The organism is Morganella sp. Je.2.23 (genome assembly GCF_051129855.1).
Taxonomy (GTDB): Bacteria; Pseudomonadota; Gammaproteobacteria; order Enterobacterales; family Enterobacteriaceae; genus Morganella; species Morganella sibonii.
In genome coordinates this window covers 11,934-30,494 of sequence record NZ_JBCPSQ010000012.1, presented here as the reverse complement: position 1 = coordinate 30,494, position 18,561 = coordinate 11,934, and the positions used below count along the sequence as shown (strand labels likewise).

Annotated in this window: 31 protein-coding genes; 6 read left to right on the top strand and 25 right to left on the bottom strand. The window is 48.9% G+C overall.

Annotated features, from left to right (window positions below):
• Positions 1-36 precede the first annotated feature (36 nt).
• Positions 37-231, bottom strand: a complete 195-nt coding sequence (locus AAZR23_RS20500; protein WP_025154650.1) for a hypothetical protein — start codon at positions 229-231, stop codon at positions 37-39.
• A 59-nt stretch (positions 232-290) separates the two neighbouring features.
• Between AAZR23_RS20500 and AAZR23_RS20495 the strand changes: the two genes are divergently transcribed.
• Complete coding sequence (locus AAZR23_RS20495; RefSeq protein ID WP_434694487.1) at positions 291-836, top strand: gamma carbonic anhydrase family protein; 546 nt, start codon at positions 291-293, stop codon at positions 834-836.
• Here AAZR23_RS20495 and AAZR23_RS20490 read toward each other — a convergent pair.
• From AAZR23_RS20490 to dprA, 5 genes are read right to left on the bottom strand one after another with little or no spacing between them, the layout of a single operon-like run.
• Positions 812-1,075, bottom strand: a complete 264-nt coding sequence (locus AAZR23_RS20490) for a DUF1488 domain-containing protein (RefSeq protein ID WP_046895405.1) — start codon at positions 1,073-1,075, stop codon at positions 812-814. The genes AAZR23_RS20495 and AAZR23_RS20490 overlap by 25 nt on opposite strands.
• Positions 1,075-1,890, bottom strand: coding sequence for a shikimate dehydrogenase (gene aroE / locus AAZR23_RS20485; RefSeq protein ID WP_434694486.1), 816 nt, complete (start codon positions 1,888-1,890; stop codon positions 1,075-1,077). Before aroE ends, AAZR23_RS20490 begins: the two co-directional genes overlap by 1 nt.
• A 22-nt stretch (positions 1,891-1,912) precedes the next feature.
• Entirely contained in the window at positions 1,913-2,485 is a 573-nt protein-coding gene (gene tsaC, locus AAZR23_RS20480; protein WP_218428502.1) for an L-threonylcarbamoyladenylate synthase type 1 TsaC, read from the bottom strand.
• Positions 2,475-3,020 carry a DNA topoisomerase family protein gene (locus AAZR23_RS20475; RefSeq protein WP_046895407.1) on the bottom strand — a complete coding sequence of 182 codons (546 nt, stop codon included), beginning with the start codon at positions 3,018-3,020 and terminating at the stop codon, positions 2,475-2,477. The genes tsaC and AAZR23_RS20475 overlap by 11 nt, the downstream gene beginning before the upstream one ends.
• A 26-nt stretch (positions 3,021-3,046) precedes the next feature.
• Positions 3,047-4,153: a DNA-processing protein DprA gene (gene dprA / locus AAZR23_RS20470; RefSeq protein ID WP_434694485.1), complete on the bottom strand. Its 1,107-nt coding sequence runs from the start codon at positions 4,151-4,153 to the stop codon at positions 3,047-3,049.
• A 130-nt stretch (positions 4,154-4,283) separates the two neighbouring features.
• On the opposite strand from dprA, the gene def reads away from it, so the two are divergent.
• The 5 genes from def to mscL all read left to right on the top strand — a co-directional run bounded on the left by def (position 4,284) and on the right by mscL (position 9,094).
• On the top strand, positions 4,284-4,793 hold the full coding sequence (def, locus tag AAZR23_RS20465) for a peptide deformylase (protein ID WP_046895363.1): 510 nt from the start codon (positions 4,284-4,286) through the stop codon (positions 4,791-4,793).
• An 87-nt stretch (positions 4,794-4,880) separates the two neighbouring features.
• Entirely contained in the window at positions 4,881-5,825 is a 945-nt protein-coding gene (fmt, locus tag AAZR23_RS20460) for a methionyl-tRNA formyltransferase (RefSeq protein WP_434694484.1), read from the top strand.
• An 81-nt stretch (positions 5,826-5,906) separates the two neighbouring features.
• On the top strand, positions 5,907-7,199 hold the full coding sequence (rsmB, locus tag AAZR23_RS20455; RefSeq protein WP_434694483.1) for a 16S rRNA (cytosine(967)-C(5))-methyltransferase RsmB: 1,293 nt from the start codon (positions 5,907-5,909) through the stop codon (positions 7,197-7,199).
• A 24-nt stretch (positions 7,200-7,223) separates the two neighbouring features.
• A complete protein-coding gene (gene trkA / locus AAZR23_RS20450) occupies positions 7,224-8,600 on the top strand; it encodes a Trk system potassium transporter TrkA (RefSeq protein ID WP_046895366.1) in 1,377 nt (458 codons plus the stop codon).
• Between the two features lie 86 nt (positions 8,601-8,686).
• A complete protein-coding gene (gene mscL / locus AAZR23_RS20445) occupies positions 8,687-9,094 on the top strand; it encodes a large-conductance mechanosensitive channel protein MscL (protein WP_046895367.1) in 408 nt (135 codons plus the stop codon).
• A 4-nt stretch (positions 9,095-9,098) separates the two neighbouring features.
• Here mscL and AAZR23_RS20440 read toward each other — a convergent pair whose 3' ends face one another.
• From AAZR23_RS20440 to rplN, 19 genes are all read right to left on the bottom strand, one after another.
• Entirely contained in the window at positions 9,099-9,299 is a 201-nt protein-coding gene (locus tag AAZR23_RS20440; RefSeq protein ID WP_025154662.1) for an alternative ribosome-rescue factor A, read from the bottom strand.
• Positions 9,300-9,306: 7 nt separating this feature from the next.
• Complete coding sequence (gene zntR, locus AAZR23_RS20435; RefSeq protein WP_046895368.1) at positions 9,307-9,756, bottom strand: Zn(2+)-responsive transcriptional regulator; 450 nt, start codon at positions 9,754-9,756, stop codon at positions 9,307-9,309.
• 164 nt (positions 9,757-9,920) lie between these two features.
• Entirely contained in the window at positions 9,921-10,307 is a 387-nt protein-coding gene (rplQ, locus tag AAZR23_RS20430; protein ID WP_015422330.1) for a 50S ribosomal protein L17, read from the bottom strand.
• Positions 10,308-10,344: 37 nt separating this feature from the next.
• Positions 10,345-11,334, bottom strand: a complete 990-nt coding sequence (locus AAZR23_RS20425) for a DNA-directed RNA polymerase subunit alpha (RefSeq protein WP_004238609.1) — start codon at positions 11,332-11,334, stop codon at positions 10,345-10,347.
• Between the two features lie 25 nt (positions 11,335-11,359).
• Positions 11,360-11,980, bottom strand: a complete 621-nt coding sequence (gene rpsD / locus AAZR23_RS20420) for a 30S ribosomal protein S4 (RefSeq protein WP_015422331.1) — start codon at positions 11,978-11,980, stop codon at positions 11,360-11,362.
• 37 nt (positions 11,981-12,017) lie between these two features.
• A complete protein-coding gene (gene rpsK, locus AAZR23_RS20415; RefSeq protein ID WP_003863312.1) occupies positions 12,018-12,407 on the bottom strand; it encodes a 30S ribosomal protein S11 in 390 nt (129 codons plus the stop codon).
• A gap of 15 nt (positions 12,408-12,422) precedes the next feature.
• The gene (gene rpsM, locus AAZR23_RS20410; protein ID WP_004242250.1) at positions 12,423-12,779 is read right to left on the bottom strand and encodes a 30S ribosomal protein S13; all 357 of its coding nucleotides are present in this window, start codon (positions 12,777-12,779) and stop codon (positions 12,423-12,425) included.
• Positions 12,780-12,923: 144 nt separating this feature from the next.
• Positions 12,924-13,040, bottom strand: a complete 117-nt coding sequence (rpmJ, locus tag AAZR23_RS20405) for a 50S ribosomal protein L36 (protein WP_015422332.1) — start codon at positions 13,038-13,040, stop codon at positions 12,924-12,926.
• A 33-nt stretch (positions 13,041-13,073) separates the two neighbouring features.
• Complete coding sequence (gene secY / locus AAZR23_RS20400; RefSeq protein ID WP_004238612.1) at positions 13,074-14,405, bottom strand: preprotein translocase subunit SecY; 1,332 nt, start codon at positions 14,403-14,405, stop codon at positions 13,074-13,076.
• Positions 14,406-14,412: 7 nt separating this feature from the next.
• Positions 14,413-14,847: a 50S ribosomal protein L15 gene (rplO, locus tag AAZR23_RS20395; protein WP_004242249.1), complete on the bottom strand. Its 435-nt coding sequence runs from the start codon at positions 14,845-14,847 to the stop codon at positions 14,413-14,415.
• A 3-nt stretch (positions 14,848-14,850) separates the two neighbouring features.
• Entirely contained in the window at positions 14,851-15,030 is a 180-nt protein-coding gene (rpmD, locus tag AAZR23_RS20390) for a 50S ribosomal protein L30 (RefSeq protein WP_004238614.1), read from the bottom strand.
• A gap of 6 nt (positions 15,031-15,036) precedes the next feature.
• On the bottom strand, positions 15,037-15,537 hold the full coding sequence (gene rpsE, locus AAZR23_RS20385) for a 30S ribosomal protein S5 (protein ID WP_004238615.1): 501 nt from the start codon (positions 15,535-15,537) through the stop codon (positions 15,037-15,039).
• Between the two features lie 14 nt (positions 15,538-15,551).
• Positions 15,552-15,905: a 50S ribosomal protein L18 gene (rplR, locus tag AAZR23_RS20380; RefSeq protein ID WP_046895369.1), complete on the bottom strand. Its 354-nt coding sequence runs from the start codon at positions 15,903-15,905 to the stop codon at positions 15,552-15,554.
• Between the two features lie 9 nt (positions 15,906-15,914).
• Entirely contained in the window at positions 15,915-16,448 is a 534-nt protein-coding gene (gene rplF / locus AAZR23_RS20375) for a 50S ribosomal protein L6 (protein ID WP_046895370.1), read from the bottom strand.
• A 14-nt stretch (positions 16,449-16,462) separates the two neighbouring features.
• Positions 16,463-16,855 carry a 30S ribosomal protein S8 gene (gene rpsH, locus AAZR23_RS20370; protein ID WP_004242248.1) on the bottom strand — a complete coding sequence of 131 codons (393 nt, stop codon included), beginning with the start codon at positions 16,853-16,855 and terminating at the stop codon, positions 16,463-16,465.
• 34 nt (positions 16,856-16,889) lie between these two features.
• A complete protein-coding gene (gene rpsN, locus AAZR23_RS20365; RefSeq protein WP_004238619.1) occupies positions 16,890-17,195 on the bottom strand; it encodes a 30S ribosomal protein S14 in 306 nt (101 codons plus the stop codon).
• Between the two features lie 12 nt (positions 17,196-17,207).
• Positions 17,208-17,747: a 50S ribosomal protein L5 gene (gene rplE, locus AAZR23_RS20360; protein WP_046895371.1), complete on the bottom strand. Its 540-nt coding sequence runs from the start codon at positions 17,745-17,747 to the stop codon at positions 17,208-17,210.
• 15 nt (positions 17,748-17,762) lie between these two features.
• Entirely contained in the window at positions 17,763-18,077 is a 315-nt protein-coding gene (rplX, locus tag AAZR23_RS20355; protein ID WP_004238623.1) for a 50S ribosomal protein L24, read from the bottom strand.
• 11 nt (positions 18,078-18,088) lie between these two features.
• A complete protein-coding gene (rplN, locus tag AAZR23_RS20350) occupies positions 18,089-18,460 on the bottom strand; it encodes a 50S ribosomal protein L14 (protein WP_015422333.1) in 372 nt (123 codons plus the stop codon).
• Positions 18,461-18,561 lie beyond the last annotated feature (101 nt).

Here is an 18,561-nt window from a genome sequence, read left to right as displayed (position 1 = left end):
CGAGGCTGCGTATATTACGTTTCCAGCCCCTTCGAGTCAAGCGTTGTTTTTCAACTTTTCGCTTTTTCTCTTTCTGCCGGAACCGCGTGTTATCGCGTTGTTCCGTGTCAGTGGTGGCGCATTATAGGGAGCTTTTCGTTTTGCACAACCTTTTTTTTGAATTTTCTTATTAACCGTCTGTCTTTTGAGCATCATGTCGTATTTTCCGGCAATTATGCCTGAAAGTTGCATTGCCTCCGGTAAACTCTCTGACTAAGATCGCCAAAATACATTTATATTCTGAGGTAATTATTGTGAATAAACTCCGTCCCTATCTGACATTAACCCCTTCTGCCGGCCAAAACGTCATGATCGATGACTCTTCCGTCATTATCGGTGATGTGCGTCTGGCTGATGATGTCGGTATCTGGCCGCTGGTTGTTGCCCGGGGAGATGTCAATTACATTCAGATTGGTCAGCGCACCAATATTCAGGACGGCTCCGTCTTGCATGTGACTCATCAGACTGCTGATAATCCGGCCGGTCATCCGCTGATTATCGGAGAAGACGTTACTGTTGGCCATAAAGTGATGCTGCACGGCTGCACTATCGGTAACCGTGTTCTGGTCGGTATGGGATCAATTTTGCTGGATGGTGTGGTGGTTGAGGATGATGTGATCATCGGTGCGGGCAGTCTGGTTTCACCGGGCAAACGACTGGAAAGCGGCTACCTGTATCTCGGCAGTCCTGCCAAAGCCGTCCGTCCGCTGAAACCGGAGGAATATGAAGGACTGAAATATTCCGCCAATAACTATGTTATGTGGAAAAATAACTATCTGTCACAGGGTAACCGGTAAGGCGGTTCATCCGCCTCACCTTTTTCAATAAACTCTGCAAACTCTTCCTCCAGATCCCACCGGTTCCGGCGGAAGAGAGTCAGCATATCCTCCCCGCCTGCCGTCCCGTAACGGGATTGCAGGTATTGTGCAGAGACACAGCAATCCGATAAAAAACCATTGATCATCACCGGAAAAATAATACATTCCCGGTCGTCATCCCGTGATTCGCGATCCGGAAACTGAATGGATTGATTCATTATGCCATCTTCTCTTTGAGTTTTGTCAGTACAGGAGCGATATCCGGCAATACACCATGCCATAACCGGAATGCGAAAGCCGCCTGACCGGCCAGCATACCCAGTCCGTCAGCATACCGGGCCACTCCGTGATCTGCGGCGAGTTGCAGAAAAGGTGTCAGACCGGTGCGGTAAAACATATCGTAACAGGCGACAGCCGGGTTCAGTAATGACGGCGGGATCTGCGGAACCGCGCCATCCACCCCGGACGATGTGGCATTGATAATCAGTGAAAATCCGGCGGTTCCGGTTTCATTGAGCGGCATTGCACTGACTTTTCCGTAACCGGTAAACCGCTCTGCCAGAGATTGGGCTTTACCAAATGTCCGGTTGGTGACGGTAACGGCACATCCTGCCTGTAATAGTGACAACAATGCACCGCGGGCAGCTCCGCCTGCACCTATCAGCAGGATATGGTCACCGGGCCGGATAAACATAAGCCGCTGCAAATCAATAACCAGCCCTTCACCATCGGTATTATCCCCGGCCAGCCGCTTATCTTCTGTCAGATACAGTGTATTTACCGCACCACAGACCCGTGCCCGTTCACTGAGCTCATCCGCCAGTTCATATGCCTGTTCTTTAAAAGGAAGTGTGACATTTGCCCCCTGTCCGCCCGCAGCGAAAAATCCGGAGACACTGCGACTGAATCCGTCAAGCGGGGACAAAATCCGTTCATAACTCAGCTCAATACCAAACTGACCGGCAAACGCCTGATGAATAAAAGGTGACTGACTGTGTGCAATAGGATGGCCAAAAACGGCAAATTTTTTCATTCCGGGTCCTTTTGGTGTTTTATCAGCCCTGGCGGTATAACTGCCCTGTCAGTGCATCGCGGATCTCTGAGGGATTTTTCCGCCCGCCGACCAGCCCGTCAACCACAGGAATCCGGCGGTTAAACTGAGAATTTACCTCATCAGTTGTCCGGCACGGCTCCAGTCCGCTCAGGTTCGCACTGGTGGAAACGACCGGTTTGCCGTATGCCAGACATAATGCTTTAACCACCGGATGATCTGTCACGCGGACAGCCAGCGAATCAAAACGGCCGGTCAGCCATTTTGGTGTTGTGGATTTTGCCGGGATCACCCAGGTTACCGGGCCCGGCCAGGAGGCAAACATCGCTTCACGCTGTTCCGCTGTCAGCCGGGAATCATCAATATACGGTTTTACCTGATCATAGTTATCCGCAATCAGAATCAGCCCTTTTTCCCACGGGCGCTGTTTCAGATCCAGCAGTGCCATCACCGCCTGTTCACTATCCGGATCACAGCCCAGACCAAATACGGCTTCTGTCGGATAGGCGATGACCTCATGGTTATTCAGTGCTTTTATGATTGTGTCAAAATTTGCTGTGGTGTGATTATGATTCATCATTATTCTCATTCTGTTCTTTTTGTCGTTTTGCGCAGGCTTTACTCGCACAATTTAATCTTACGCCTGTTGATGTCCTTTTTTCCACCAGCAGCGGATAGTGACAATACTGACACTCACCGGCAACCGGTTTGCTGTTCAGTGAAAACTGACAAGCCGGATAGCGGTTGCAGGCATAAAATACTTTACCGAACCGGGATTTACGCTGAAGTAACTTACCATCATGGCACTGCGGGCAGGCAACCGTTGTTTCATCCGGTGAATCGATAGATGCAATATATTCACATTCCGGAAAATTTCCGCAGCCGATAAACATACCATAGCGACCCTGACGCAACACCAGCGTTCCGCCGCACTGCGGACACAGCTGCCCGTCCAGCACTTTTATAATATGTCCGTCAGTACCGGCTTTCAGCGGACGGACGTAATCACATTCCGGATAAGCCGAACAGCCGAAGAAAGGCCCGTGGGCACCATTGCGGATAACCAGCTCTCCGCCGCATTCCGGACAGCATTCCGCCGTTGATTTTGACATGATAATTTACCTTACGCCGATACCGTTCAGTGATGCAGGCGGATATATCCCCCGCTGACCACGGCTATTTTACCTGATAACTCCAGCTGCAGCAGTTGTGTTGTCACCTCTGTGACCGGCAGCTCACACCGCGCGGCAATAACATCCGCCGGCGTCGGTTCATCATCCACATTAATCAGCACATGTGCAAACGGCAGTTCTTCCTGTACCGGCGGGACAACCGTCTCCGTCATATCCGGAACCGGCGGCAGAGCCAGCCACTGCATATCCAGTGCGAGATGATCAGTGATATCTGCCGGTGCGGTCGCAATATAGGCGCCCTGCTGCAACAACCAGTGGTTGCCCTCATAAGCCGGATTACCGAGTATTGCCGGTAACGTAAATACATCCCGCCCCTGCTCCAGCGCGCACTGTGCGGTAATTAATGACCCGCTGCGCCGCCCGGCCTCAATCACAATCAGCAGGCGGCTTAACCCGCTGATTATCCGGTTCCGGCGCGGAAAATTTTTAGCCAGCGGCGGAACATCCGGAAAATATTCAGAGATAAGTGCGCCGTTTTCTGTAATCCCGCCGGCCAGCTGCCTGTGCTGTGCAGGATAAATATGAGACAACCCGCTGCCTGATACCGCGACCGTCTTTCCGCCGGATTCCAGCGCAGCTTTATGGCAGCACCCGTCGACCCCGGCAGCCAGACCGCTGGTGATGACCAGATTATGCTGCACAAGATGCCGTGTAAAACAGACCGCCCACTTTTCACCATAATGCGTGACCGCACGACTACCCACCATACTGACCTGAGGGTCAGACAATGCAGCTATCTGCCCTGCCACAAAAAGCACAAGCGGGGGTGAATAGATCTGCTTTAATAAAAACGGATAGTGTGGTGATGACAGGGGTAATATCACGTTACCCGGTGAATCAGCCCATAACAGTGCCGTTTTCAGTCTGGATGTATTCACATTCATAAATTGCTGACACTGCACCAATGTTAGTCCGCACTGATGCAGCTGCTGACGGATCTCACCGTTTTTCTGCGTGCAGGTTTCTGTCAGTACAGAGGCAGCGCTGACAGCATGATGTGCACTTAACCGCCTGATACACGCCAGACGTAACCAAATTTCCCTTTCATCCATTGCGCCATCCTGACTGAGCCCGTAATAAAAATGCCGTATCCGTTGCGGGCAATACTGTCAATCAGGCGGATAACTGTCTAGAATAGACATTAATTTCCATCCATTTTTTAGATAGAACACGAAAAAATCTATGGCGTTATTAACCGTATTACATTATCCCGACGAGCGGCTTCGCACGATTGCAAAGCCGGTTGAAAAAGTCGATGCCGGCATTCAGAAGATTGTCGATGATATGTTCGAAACCATGTACGACGAAGAAGGTATTGGTCTGGCAGCAACCCAGGTTGATATCCACCAGCGCATTATCGTGATCGATGTGTCAGAAGAACGGAATGAGCGCCTGGTACTGATCAACCCGGAACTGCTGGAAAAATCCGGAGAAGCCGGAATCGAAGAAGGTTGTTTATCGATTCCTGAGCAGCGGGCATTCGTGCCGCGTGCTGAGCACGTTAAAATCCGGGCGCTGGACTATAACGGTGAGCCTTTCGAGCTGGAAACCGGTGATCTGCTGGCAATTTGTATCCAGCATGAAATGGATCACCTGGAAGGTAAATTATTTGTCGATTACCTTTCCGCTCTGAAACGCCAGCGCATCCGTCAGAAAGTCGAAAAACTGGACAGACTCAGAGCCCGGTCTTAATACCCGCAGTCTTTATCTGCCACAGACCGCAGCAGCGCACGGGCACTGTTATTGTTTGTGGCATTATTATTTTTACAGGAAAGCAACGTGTCAGATTCACTACGTATTATCTTTGCAGGAACGCCTGATTTTGCCGCACGCCACCTGGATGCCCTGATTCAGTCAGAGCATAATGTCGTTGGCGTCTTAACCATGCCGGATCGCCCTGCCGGCCGCGGGAAAAAAATCACCGCAGGCCCGGTAAAAGAGCTGGCACAACAGCACGATATTCCTGTTTTCCAGCCATCCACACTGCGCAAAGAAGAAAATCACCAGTGGATACGTGACCAGCAGGCAGACATCATGATTGTCGTGGCCTACGGGATGATTTTACCGCAGGCAGTGCTGGATATTCCGCGCCTCGGGTGTCTGAATGTTCACGGTTCCCTGTTACCGGCATGGCGTGGTGCAGCGCCTATCCAGCGTGCATTGTGGGCCGGTGATGCAAAAACCGGTGTGACCATTATGCAGATGGACGCCGGTCTGGATACCGGCGATATGCTGTATAAAGCAGAGTGCGATATCACATCAGAAGATACCAGTGCGTCACTGTATGAAAAACTTGCAGGTATCGGCCCGCAGGCACTGTTACATACATTGTCTCTGGTCTGTCAGAATGCTCTTCGTCCTGAAAAACAGGACGACACCCTGGTTACCTACGCAGAGAAACTGAGCAAAGAAGAAGCCCGGCTGGACTGGTCTTTATCTGCCGCTCAGTTAGATCGCTGTATCCGTGCCTTCAATCCGTGGCCAATCAGTTATATGGTGATTGATGAGCAACCAGTGAAAGTCTGGCAGGCCACAGTGATTGCGGAACAGACTTCCGCAACTCCGGGAACAGTTATCCGTGCGGATAAAAGCGGCATTCAGGTTGCCACTGCCGACGGTATTCTGAATATCACACAGTTACAGCCTGCCGGTAAAAAACCGATGTCAGCTACTGATATCCTGAATTCCCGTAAAGAATGGTTTACCCCGGGCAATTTACTGTAATTTTGTTTCGTAACCGGCATATCCTGTTCGGTATGCCGGTCACCCTTTCTCTTTATCACTCGCCGGCATACCGGAATCATAATGAAAAACAGTTATAACCTACGCAGTATTGCTGCCCGTATCATCAGCCAGGTCCTGGATCAGGGACAGTCACTCAGCGCACTTCTGCCTGAATATCAGCGGGATATCAACCCGAAAGACAAAGCATTGTTGCAGGAATTGTGCTTTGGCGTGATGCGGGTACTGCCGGAGCTTGAATGGTACAGCCGGCAGCTGATGGCAAAACCACTGACCGGCAAACAGCGGGTACTGCATTATCTGATTCTGGTCGGTTTTTATCAGCTTCGTTATACACGCATCCCGGCACACGCCGCACTGTCTGAAACTGTTAATGGTGCAGTTGCCCTGAAAAAGCCACAGCTGAAAGGGCTGATTAACGGTGTGCTGCGTCAGTTCCAGCGTCAGGAACAGGTTCTGGCTGAACGTTTTGCTAATAATGAAAGCCGCTGGCTGCATCCGAAATGGCTGTTATCCCGTATTCAGGCTGCCTATCCTGAAAACTGGGAATCCGTTATTACTGCAAATAATGAAAAACCGCCGATGTGGCTGCGGGTTAACCGTAACCATCACTCCGCACAGGCATATCAGGCCCTGCTGGCAGAAAATAATATTGACGCTTTTTATAATCCTTCATATCCGGATGCACTGCGTCTCGCAGCACCTTGCCCCGTCACTGATCTGCCGGGATTTGCTGAGGGCTGGGTTACTGTTCAGGACAGTTCTGCGCAGGGCTGCGCATTACTGCTGGATCCGCAGAATGATGAAACAATTTTAGATCTGTGTGCTGCACCCGGCGGGAAAACAACCCATATTTTAGAGATAGCGCCCCGCGCTCACGTCATGGCTGTCGATGTGGATAAGCAGCGTTTGACCCGGGTTAATGAGAACTTACAACGGCTTAAGCAAAATGCTGTTGTTAAGACCGGTGACGGCCGTTATCCGGAACAATGGGCTGAATCACAGACATTCGATCGTATTTTACTTGATGCGCCCTGCTCCGCGACCGGCGTTATCCGCCGCCATCCTGATATAAAATGGCTGCGCCGTGATAATGATATTAATGAACTGGCCGCACTGCAGCGGGAAATTCTGGAAGCGGTCTGGCCGTATCTTAAGCCCGGCGGCACCCTGGTCTATGCAACCTGTTCCGTATTACCGGAAGAGAATATTCATCAGATAAATAATTTTCTGTCTTCACATCGTGATGCAGTGTTAACAGATACACCGGCCTCCGGTTATCAGATGCTGCCGGATGCTCAGAGCGGAGACGGATTTTTTTACGCTAAACTGGTTAAACAGGCACTTCCTGCCTGATAAACAACCCGGACGATCATTTATATGAAAATTATTATTCTTGGTGCCGGACAAGTCGGCGGCACACTGGCAGAAAACTTAGTTGATGAAAACAACGATATTACTGTTGTGGATACCAACCCGGACCGGTTACGTCAGTTGCAGGATAAATTCGATCTCCGGGTGATAAACGGTGCGGGCTCTCACCCCCGGGTGCTGCGTGAAGCCGGGGCAGAAGATGCGGATATGCTCGTTGCCGTGACCAACTCCGATGAAACGAATATGATCGCCTGCCAGGTCGCCTACACGTTGTTCAATACACCAAACAAGATCGCCCGAATCCGATCTTCCGAATATGTCCGCGAGGCCGATAAATTATTTTTACCGGAAGCGATCCCGATAGATCATCTGATCGCCCCTGAACAGCTGGTTATCGACAGCATCTATAAGCTGATCCAGTATCCCGGAGCCCTTCAGGTTGTGAATTTTGCCGAAGGACGCGTCAGTATTGTTGCCGTAAAAGCCTATTACGGTGGTTCACTGGTCGGGAACGCTCTTTCCAGTCTGCGCGAACATATGCCGCACATTGAAACACGGGTTGTGGCTATCTTCCGCCAGGACAGACCGATTCGTCCGCAGGGTTCAACCATCATTGAAGCCGGTGATGAAGTATTTTTTGTCGCTGCATCCGAACATATCCGCGCGGTAATGAGTGAATTACAGCGGCTGGAAAAACCGTATAAGCGGATCATGATTGTCGGCGGCGGGAACGTCGGAGCCGGTCTGGCCCTGCGTATCGAGAAAGACTATAACGTCAAACTGATCGAGCACAACGCTAACCGGGCAACGGATCTTGCCGAGTTGCTGCATGACACTATTGTTTTCTACGGGGATGCATCAGACCAGGAATTATTAGCAGAAGAGCATATTGAGCAGGTTGATGTCTTTATTGCCCTGACCAACGATGACGAAGCAAATATTATGTCTGCGATGCTCGCCAAACGCATGGGCGCCAAAAAAGCAATGGTGCTAATCCAGCGCAGCGCATATGTGGACCTGGTACAGGGCGGCGTGATCGATATTGCGATCTCCCCGCAACAGGCCACTATTTCTGCATTACTGGGACATGTACGCAAAGCGGATATCGTCAGTGTATCTTCATTGCGCCGCGGTGTCGCTGAGGCTATTGAAGCTATTGCACATGGTGATGAAAACACCTCAAAAGTCGTCGGGCGCAAAATTGCCGATATTAAGCTGCCACCGGGCACTATTATTGGTGCGATTGTCAGAGATGAGCAGGTGATTATTGCGAATGCCGAGCACAGTATTGAGCAGGGAGACCATGTTGTGCTGTTCATTACTGACAAACGCCACGTACCCGAGGTGGAGAAGCTCTTCCAGCCAAGTCCGTTCTTCTTATAAATAAGTACTTAATATTTTGATAGTAAATGCTATTGATTTATACTTGAGAATGACAACTTGTTAACATTTTGGGTAAGGAAAAAGGTATGAGCTTCATAAAAGAGTTTCGTGAATTTGCGATGCGCGGTAATGTCGTTGATATGGCTGTCGGTATCATTATCGGTGCGGCGTTCGGCAAAATTGTGTCCTCATTAGTTGCTGATGTCATCATGCCACCACTCGGCTTACTTATCGGCGGGATCGACTTCAAGCAATTTGCCGTTGTGCTGCGGGAAGCCAGCGGAGATGTGCCTGCTGTTGTACTGAACTATGGTGTATTCCTGCAAACCGTCTTTGACTTCGTCATCGTCGCATTTGCTATCTTCATTGCCATCAAAATGCTGAATAAATTACGCCGTGAGCAGGCAGAAGCACCTGCTGAGCCGCCGGCTCCATCAGCAGAAGAAACATTACTGACTGAAATCCGTGATTTATTAAAAGATCAAAAGAAATAATAAACTAAAAGGCCAGTAGTAAAAGATTATCTAATCGCTTACTACTGGCCTCCCGGTAACCTGCCTTATTGTGTTTTTCTTTCCGGTTATAACTCCCTTTACCTTTCTTATTTTTCTCTACTCTCTGCCGGAAAAGCGGATCTGATAATAGTGCTTCGAGGGCGTTATCTTGTATCACGCCGCGCTTATGAGCATATTTCGTCATAGTAACCTCATTGATTATGTTTACTCTCTTTTTTTGAACAGCCACAGGGCTCTGTCGCTCCCTGCTCAAGGATTTCCAGAATGGTGCATTGTGAACTGACATGTGCCGTTCCGCAACAGGCATCACTCAGCATCTTCAGGGAATCGCGCATTCGCTGCATTTCAACTAACTTTATTTCCACATCTTTCAGCCGATCATCAACAATTTGCTTTGATTCACGGCAGGTATGGTGTTCAGGATCAACCCTGATCGATAACAATTCAGTGATCGCTTCCAGAGTAAAGCCCAATTGTTTTGCATAACGGATAAAACGCAGACGATGCAGATCCTGTTCGGTATACAAACGATAGCCGCCATCCGTCCGGGACTGATGATCCATCATGCCCTGTTTTTCATAAAAGCGGATCGTGTCCGGTGTCACTTCTGCAAGTTTTGCTAACTGACCAATTCGGTACATCGGCAACCTCCTGACATCATCTGGCCTGAAGCCATCATATCAGAATAGTAAAATGTTGTATGTCATTGACTGGAATATGGGGATGGGGGGTATAACTTCAAGGGCAGGATTAGCGGAAATAAAAAAACCGGGTTAAAAACCCGGTTTTTTTACGCAGTAACAGATTACTCTGCTGCTGCTTCAGTCTGGGACTCAGCGCGGTCAACAAGCTCAATGTAAGCCATTGGAGCATTGTCACCAGCACGGAAACCACATTTCAGAATGCGGGTGTAACCACCTGCACGCTGAGCGAAACGTGGTCCCAGCTCGTTGAACAGTTTTGCCACGATTTCGTTATCACGAGTACGGGCGAATGCTAAACGACGGTTAGCAACGCTATCCGTTTTAGCCAGGGTAATCAACGGCTCAACAACGCGACGCAGTTCTTTTGCCTTAGGCAAAGTCGTCTTGATAATTTCGTGACGAACTAAAGAACCGGCCATGTTACGAAACATAGCTTGGCGATGGCTGCTGTTGCGGTTCAATTGACGACCACTCATACGATGGCGCATGACCTTATCCTTCTCAGTAAAACCTTAACCTGTGATCTTATTCGTCAGCAATACTTGCCGGCGGCCAATTTTCCAGACGCATGCCCAGAGATAAGCCACGAGATGCCAGAACGTCCTTAATTTCAGTAAGAGATTTCTTACCAAGGTTAGGCGTTTTGAGCAACTCAACTTCTGTACGCTGTACCAGATCACCGATGTAGTGGATTGCTTCTGCCTTGAGACAGTTAGCAGAGCGGACAGTCAATTCGAGATCGTCTACTGGGCGCAGTAAAATCGGATCGAATTCTGGTTTTTCTTCTTTCACTTCCGGCTGACGAACATCACGTAAGTCAACGAAAGCTTCCAGTTGTTCGGCCAGAATGGTTGCCGCACGACGAATTGATTCTTCTGGATCAATCGTGCCGTTGGTTTCCATTTCGATAACCAATTTATCCAAATCGGTACGCTGCTCAACACGTGCTGCTTCAACATTGTAAGCAATACGCTCAACTGGGCTGTAGCACGCGTCTACTAACAAACGACCGATTGGGCGCTCATCTTCTTCCGAATGAATTCGGGCAGAAGCAGGAACATAACCACGACCGCGCTGAACTTTGATGCGCATATTAATAGATGCGCCTTCGTCAGTGAGATGGCAAATTACATGTTCCGGCTTGACGATTTCAACATCACCGTCATGGATGATGTCGGCTGCAGTCACAGGGCCAATGCCAGATTTATTCAGAGTTAAGATGACTTCATCTTTTCCCTGAAGTTTTACCGCCAGCCCTTTCAGGTTGAGCAGAATTTCCAGGATATCTTCCTGTACACCTTCTTTAGTGCTGTACTCATGGAGTACACCATCAATCTCAACCTCAGTTACCGCACAACCCGGCATAGACGAAAGCAGAATACGGCGCAGTGCGTTACCCAGAGTATGGCCAAAGCCACGCTCTAATGGTTCAAGGGTCACCTTGGCGTGCGTCGAACTGATTTGCTCGATATCAACCAGGCGCGGTTTAAGAAACTCTGTCACAGAACCCTGCATTGTGTCCTCTCTTTGGTGCTAAGCCTTACTTAGAGTAAAGCTCGACGATCAGGTGCTCGTTAATATCAGCAGAAAGGTCAGTACGCTCAGGAATACGTTTGAACACACCTTCCATTTTCGCAGCATCAACTTCCAACCAAGTTGGTTTTTCACGCTGCTCAGCCAGCTCTAAAGCAGCCTTAATACGAGACTGTTTTTTCGCTTTTTCACGAATGCTGATTACGTCGTTAGGGGAAACCTGATAAGAAGCAATGTTTACAACACGGCCATTTACCATGACAGCTTTATGGCTGACGATCTGACGTGCTTCTGCGCGGGTAGCGCCAAAGCCCATACGATAAATAACGTTGTCTAAACGACCTTCCAGCAGGGACAGCAGGTTTTCACCTGTGTTGCCTTTCAGGCGGGTTGCTTCTTTATAGTAGTTACGGAACTGACGTTCCAGCACGCCGTACATACGACGAACTTTTTGTTTTTCACGTAACTGAACACCATAATCAGACAGACGCGGTTTACGGGCGCCGTGCTGGCCTGGTGCTTGATCTAATTTACACTTGGTGTCAATCGCGCGAACACCAGACTTCAGGAAGAGGTCTGTTCCTTCGCGACGGCTCAGCTTGAGCTTCGGACCCAAATATCTAGCCATTTTCTTTCTCCAACTATCCTAAAAAACGTGAGGGCGATTAAACGCGACGTTTTTTCGGAGGACGACAACCGTTATGAGGGATCGGAGTCACATCAGTAATGTTAGTGATGCGGAAACCAGCCGCGTTTAATGCGCGAACGGTTGACTCACGGCCAGGACCAGGTCCTTTAACCATAACTTCCAGATTCTTAATACCGTACTCTTTCACAGCCTCTGCGCAACGTTCTGCTGCAACCTGTGCTGCGAATGGAGTTGATTTACGAGAACCACGGAAACCGGAACCACCGGCAGTTGCCCAACCTAATGCGTTACCCTGACGGTCAGTAATGGTAACGATTGTGTTGTTGAAAGAAGCATGGATATGAGCCACACCGTCAGAGACTTGTTTTCTTACACGCTTACGTGCACGAACAGGTGCTTTTGCCATTATAAGATTCCCCGATTATTTCTTGATCGGCTTACGCGGACCCTTACGGGTACGTGCGTTAGTCTTCGTACGCTGACCGCGTACCGGAAGACCACGACGATGGCGTAAACCACGATAGCAACCAATGTCCATAAGACGTTTGATGCTGAGGGTCACTTCACGGCGCAGGTCACCTTCTACAACGTATTTAGCAACTTCGTCACGCAGTTGGTCGATTTGCTCTTCAGACAGCTCACTGATCTTAACATCTTCAGCAATACCCGTTGCTTTACAGATAGCCTGTGAACGGGTTAAGCCGATGCCGAAAATTGCAGTTAATGCAATAACAGCATGTTTATGATCAGGAATGTTAATGCCTGCTATACGGGCCACTATGCACTCCTAAAAATTTTGGGGTAATACTGATCTGAAAAGCCCGTTTTCAGGATACTCAAACAGTAGAACCACGTTTATAAAAAGATTGGCTGGCTAATTTAGCCAGCTCAATCCAACTTTGCAAGAAAAATATGCTTTTTATTAGCCTTGGCGCTGTTTATGCTTAGGCTCAGCACTGCAAATCACGCGCACGACACCGTGACGCTTAACGATTTTGCAGTTACGGCATAATTTCTTGACGGAAGCACGAACTTTCATTTTTACTCTCCGTAACTTCTAAAGCAAACCGAATTAACGGTTATAACCTTTGAGGTTTGCTTTTTTCAATGCAGACTCGTACTGACTTGACATCATCAGAGTTTGCACTTGAGCCATAAAGTCCATGATGACCACAACCACGATTAAGAGGGAAGTACCACCAAAGTAGAAAGGTACTTTCATTGCGTCACGCATGAACTCCGGGATTAGGCAGATAAAGGTAATATATAACGCGCCAACTAAAGTTAAACGAGTCATTACTTTATCGATGTACTTGGCCGTTTGCTCTCCCGGACGAATTCCTGGTACAAATGCACCGGACTTCTTCAGGTTATCTGCTGTTTCTCTTGGATTAAATACCAGTGCGGTATAGAAGAAACAGAAGAATATGATTGCAGAGGCATAAAGTAACACATAGAGCGGCTGGCCTGGCTGCAGATACATAGAAATTGTCGTCAGCCAATCCCAGCCAGTACCATCACCGAACCAAGATGCAATTGTACCAGGGAACAGGATAATACTGGAAGCGAAAATCGCAGGAATTACACCCGCCATATTCACTTTCAACGGTAAGTGTGTACTTTGTGCCGCGTAAACACGGCGGCCTTGCTGACGTTTGGCATAGTTAACGACGATACGACGCTGACCACGCTCCATAAAGACAACAAAGCAAGTAACCGCAAATACCAAGACTGCAACCAATAGCAACAGGAGGAAGTGCAGTTCGCCTTGACGAGCTTGCTCGATGGTATGGCCAATCGCCGACGGAAGACCCGCGACAATACCGGCGAAGATAATGATCGAAATACCGTTACCGATACCACGTTCAGTAATCTGCTCACCCAGCCACATCAGGAACATAGTCCCTGTCACCAAACTCACAACAGCCGTGAAGTAGAATGCAAAGCCCGGGTTAATAACCAGACCCTGCATACCAGGCATATTCGGTAAGCCCATCGCGATACCAACAGATTGGAACACCGCAAGGACTAACGTACTATACCGGGTGTACTGGCTAATCTTACGACGACCAGCTTCCCCTTCTTTCTTAATCTCCGCCAGACGCGGGTTCACCACGCTCAGCAGCTGGATAATAATCGATGCCGAAATGTACGGCATGATACCCAGCGCAAAGATTGAAGCACGACTCAACGCACCACCAGAGAACATGTTAAACATCTCAATGATGGTGCCTTGTTGTTGCTCGAGCAATTTCGCAAGAACAGTGGCATCAATACCAGGGATAGGAATGAAAGAGCCAATACGGAAAACAATCAGTGCGCCGAGCACAAACAGTAAACGACGCTTTAACTCACCTATTCCGCCTTTAGCACTTTGGAAATCTGTACCTGGTTGCTTTGCCATCTGTTACTTATTCCTCGATTTTACCGCCAGCAGCTTCGATAACAGCACGAGCGCCTTTAGTAACACGCAGGCCGCGTACAGTAACTGCACGAGTCAGTTCACCAGACAGGAACACTTTCGCGTACTCAATCTGTGGACCAATAACGTTTGCGGCTTTCAATACATTAAGATCGATAACATCGCCTTCGATCAGCTGAAGATCAGATAAACGGATCTCAGCAGTGACCATCGCTTTACGGGAAGTAAAGCCGAATTTTGGCAGACGACGATATAAAGGCATCTGGCCACCTTCAAACCCACGACGTACGCCACCGCCAGAACGAGAGCTCTGACCTTTGTGACCACGACCTGCGGTTTTACCGAGACCGGAACCAATACCACGACCTACACGTTTTGGTGCGTGTTTAGCACCTGCTGCCGGAGACAGAGTATTTAATTGCATCTGTTACTCCTCAACCTTAACCATATAGGAAATACGATTGACCATACCACGAACCGCTGGTGTATCTTCGCGTTCTACAGTGTGACCAATATGACGCAGACCTAAACCGACCAGAGTTGCCTTGTGTTTTGGCAGACGGCCGATTGAGCTGCGGGTTTGTGTAATTTTAATAGTCTTAGCCATGGTCCATTACCCCAGAATTTCTTCGACGGATTTACCACGCTTAGCTGCAACCATTTCTGGAGACTTCATGCTGTCTAAAGCATCCAGTGTTGCACGAACAACGTTAATTGGGTTCGTGGAACCATAAGTTTTAGCCAGGACGTTACGAACACCGGCAACTTCAAGAACAGCACGCATTGCACCACCGGCAATAATACCGGTACCTTCGTGAGCAGGCTGCATAAACACGCGGGAACCGGTGTGTGTGCCTTTCACTGGGTGGAATAATGTGCCGTTGTTAAGTGCAACGGTTTTCATGTTGCGACGGGCTTTCTCCATCGCTTTCTGGATTGCTGCCGGAACTTCGCGTGCTTTGCCGTAACCAAAACCAACGCGGCCGTTGCCATCACCCACTACAGTCAGTGCGGTGAAGCTAAAGATACGACCACCTTTAACGGTTTTAGATACGCGGTTTACCGCGATCAGCTTTTCCTGCAGTTCGCCAGCTTGTTTTTCGATGTGTGCCATCTTACACCTCTACCTTAGAACTGTAGGCCAGCTTCACGGGCAGCATCTGCCAGTGCCTGGACTCGACCATGATATTGGAAACCAGAACGGTCAAAGGATACTGCTTTGATTCCTTTTTCCAGTGCGCGCTCAGCAATAGCTTTACCTACTGCAGCTGCGGCATCTTTGTTTCCGGTGCATTTAACTTGTTCGCTGATAGCTTTTTCAACAGTAGAAGCGGCCACCAACGTTTCAGAACCGTTTGGTGCAATAACCTGCGCATAGATATGGCGAGGGGTACGATGTACCACCAGGCGGGTTGCACCCAGTTCCATAAGCTTGCGGCGTGCGCGGGTCGCACGACGGATACGAGCTGCTTTCTTATCCATAGTGTTACCTTACTTCTTCTTAGCCTCTTTAATACGCACGACTTCGTCGGCGTAGCGAATACCTTTACCTTTGTAAGGCTCAGGGCGACGATAGGCGCGTAAGTCTGCTGCGATCTGACCAATAACCTGCTTATCAGCACCTTTCAGTACGATTTCAGTTTGGGTCGGACATTCAGCAGTAACGCCAGCCGGCAGTTTGTGCTCTACCGGGTGAGAGAAACCTACAGACAGGTTTACTACATCACCTTTAACGGCTGCACGATAACCAACACCTACCAGTTGCAGCTTCTTAGAGAAGCCTTCGGTAACACCAACAACCATAGCGTTAACCAGTGCACGAGTTGTACCAGCCTGTGCCCATGCGTCGGTATAACCGTCACGTGGACCAAAGGTTAACTGGTTGTCTGCATGATTAACTTCTACAGCGTTGTGGATATTACGGCTCAGCTCGCCGTTTTTACCCTTAATCGAAATAACCTGACCGTTGAGTTTTACCTCTACGCCGGCAGGAATGACGACGGGTGCTTTTGCCACACGAGACATTCTTTCCTCCCGAATTATGCTACGTAGCAGAGAATCTCGCCACCAAGACCAGCCTGGCGAGCTGCACGATCAGTCATTACACCTTTAGATGTAGAAACAACTGCGATACCCAGACCTGCCATAACTTGTGGCAGTTCATCTTTGCGCTTATAAATACGCAGACTTGGGCGGCTTACGCGCTGGATACTTTCTACAACAGCCTTACCCTGGAAATACTTAAGAGTCAGTTCCAGTTCTGGCTTGATGTCGCCTTCGATTTTAAAATCTTCAATATAACCTTCTTCCTTCAGCACGTTGGCAATCGCCACTTTCAGCTTGGAGGAAGGCATGGTGACCGCAACTTTGTTCGCGGCCTGACCGTTACGGATACGGGTCAGCATATCCGCGATGGGATCTTGCATGCTCATCTGTCTTTACTCCCGTGATTCAATATGGTGACAATTACCAGCTAGCTTTCTTAAGGCCCGGGATTTCACCGCGCATAGCGGCTTCACGGACTTTAATACGGCTTAAGCCAAACTTCCGCAGAAAACCGTGTGGACGCCCGGTTTGGCGGCAACGGTTACGCTGACGGGAAGGACTGGAATCACGTGGCAGAGATTGAAGCTTCAGAACAGCATCCCAACGATCGTCATCTGATGCGTTGACATCGGAGATGGTAGCTTTCAGTTCTGCGCGTTTTGCGAAGAATTTCTCAGCTAATTTTGCACGTTTTACATCACGCGCTTTCATAGATTTCTTAGCCATGAATACCCTGCCTTACTTGCGAAACGGGAAGTTAAACGCTGATAACAGTGCGCGACCTTCATCATCAGATTTCGCGGTGGTAGTGATAGTAATATCAAGACCACGAACACGATCCACTTTATCGTAATCGATTTCAGGGAAGATGATTTGTTCACGTACGCCCATGCTGTAGTTACCGCGACCATCGAATGACTTAGCGGACAAGCCACGGAAGTCACGAATACGTGGTACAGCAATAGAAATCAGACGCTCAAGAAACTCCCACATGCGTTCGCCACGCAGAGTTACTTTACAGCCGATTGGATAGCCCTGGCGGATTTTGAAGCCTGCAACAGATTTGCGTGCTTTGGTGATCAATGGTTTCTGACCAGAGATTGCTGCTAAGTCAGCTGCTGCGTTATCCAGCAGTTTTTTATCAGCAATTGCTTCACCAACACCCATGTTCAGGGTGATCTTCTCGACCCGAGGGACTTGCATGACAGAATTGTAGCTAAACTGAGTCATCAGTTGTTTAACTACTTCGTCTTTGTAGTAATCATGCAGTTTCGCCATCGTATACTCCAAAAATTACTTGATAGTTTCGCTGTTAGATTTGAAGAAACGGACTTTTTTGCCGTCTTCGAATCTAAAACCTACACGGTCAGCCTTGCCGGTTGCCGCATTGAAGATTGCAACGTTAGAAACCTGAATTGCAGCTTCTTTTTCAACGATGCCACCTGGTTGATTCAGGGCCGGAACCGGCTTCTGATGTTTCTTAACCAGATTGATACCTTCAACGATAACTTTACCAGAAGAAAGAACCTGTTTTACTTTACCGCGCTTACCTTTATCTTTGCCGGTCAGCACGATAATTTCGTCATCACGACGGATTTTCGCTGCCATAGTTCCGCTCCTTAGAGTACTTCAGGTGCCAGTGAGATAATTTTCATAAACTTCTCGTTACGAAGTTCACGAGTTACCGGCCCAAAAATACGCGTACCGATAACTTGCTCGCTGTTATTGTTTAACAATACACAAGCGTTGCTATCGAAGCGAATGACAGAACCGTCAGGGCGACGTACACCCTTCTTGGTGCGCACCACTACTGCCTTCAGAACATCACCTTTTTTTACTTTACCGCGCGGAATTGCTTCCTTGATGGTAATTTTGATAATGTCGCCTACAGCTGCGTAGCGACGGTGCGAGCCACCTAGAACCTTGATACACATTACGCGACGTGCACCGGAGTTATCGGCCACGTTCAGCATAGTCTGTTCTTGGATCATTTTAGTGCTCCGCTAAATGTCAACTACTACTGAGCCACTCTTACTAAAAAGAGAGGCCGTCCAAATACCCATATTACGAGGGCGCGGCATTATAACACCAC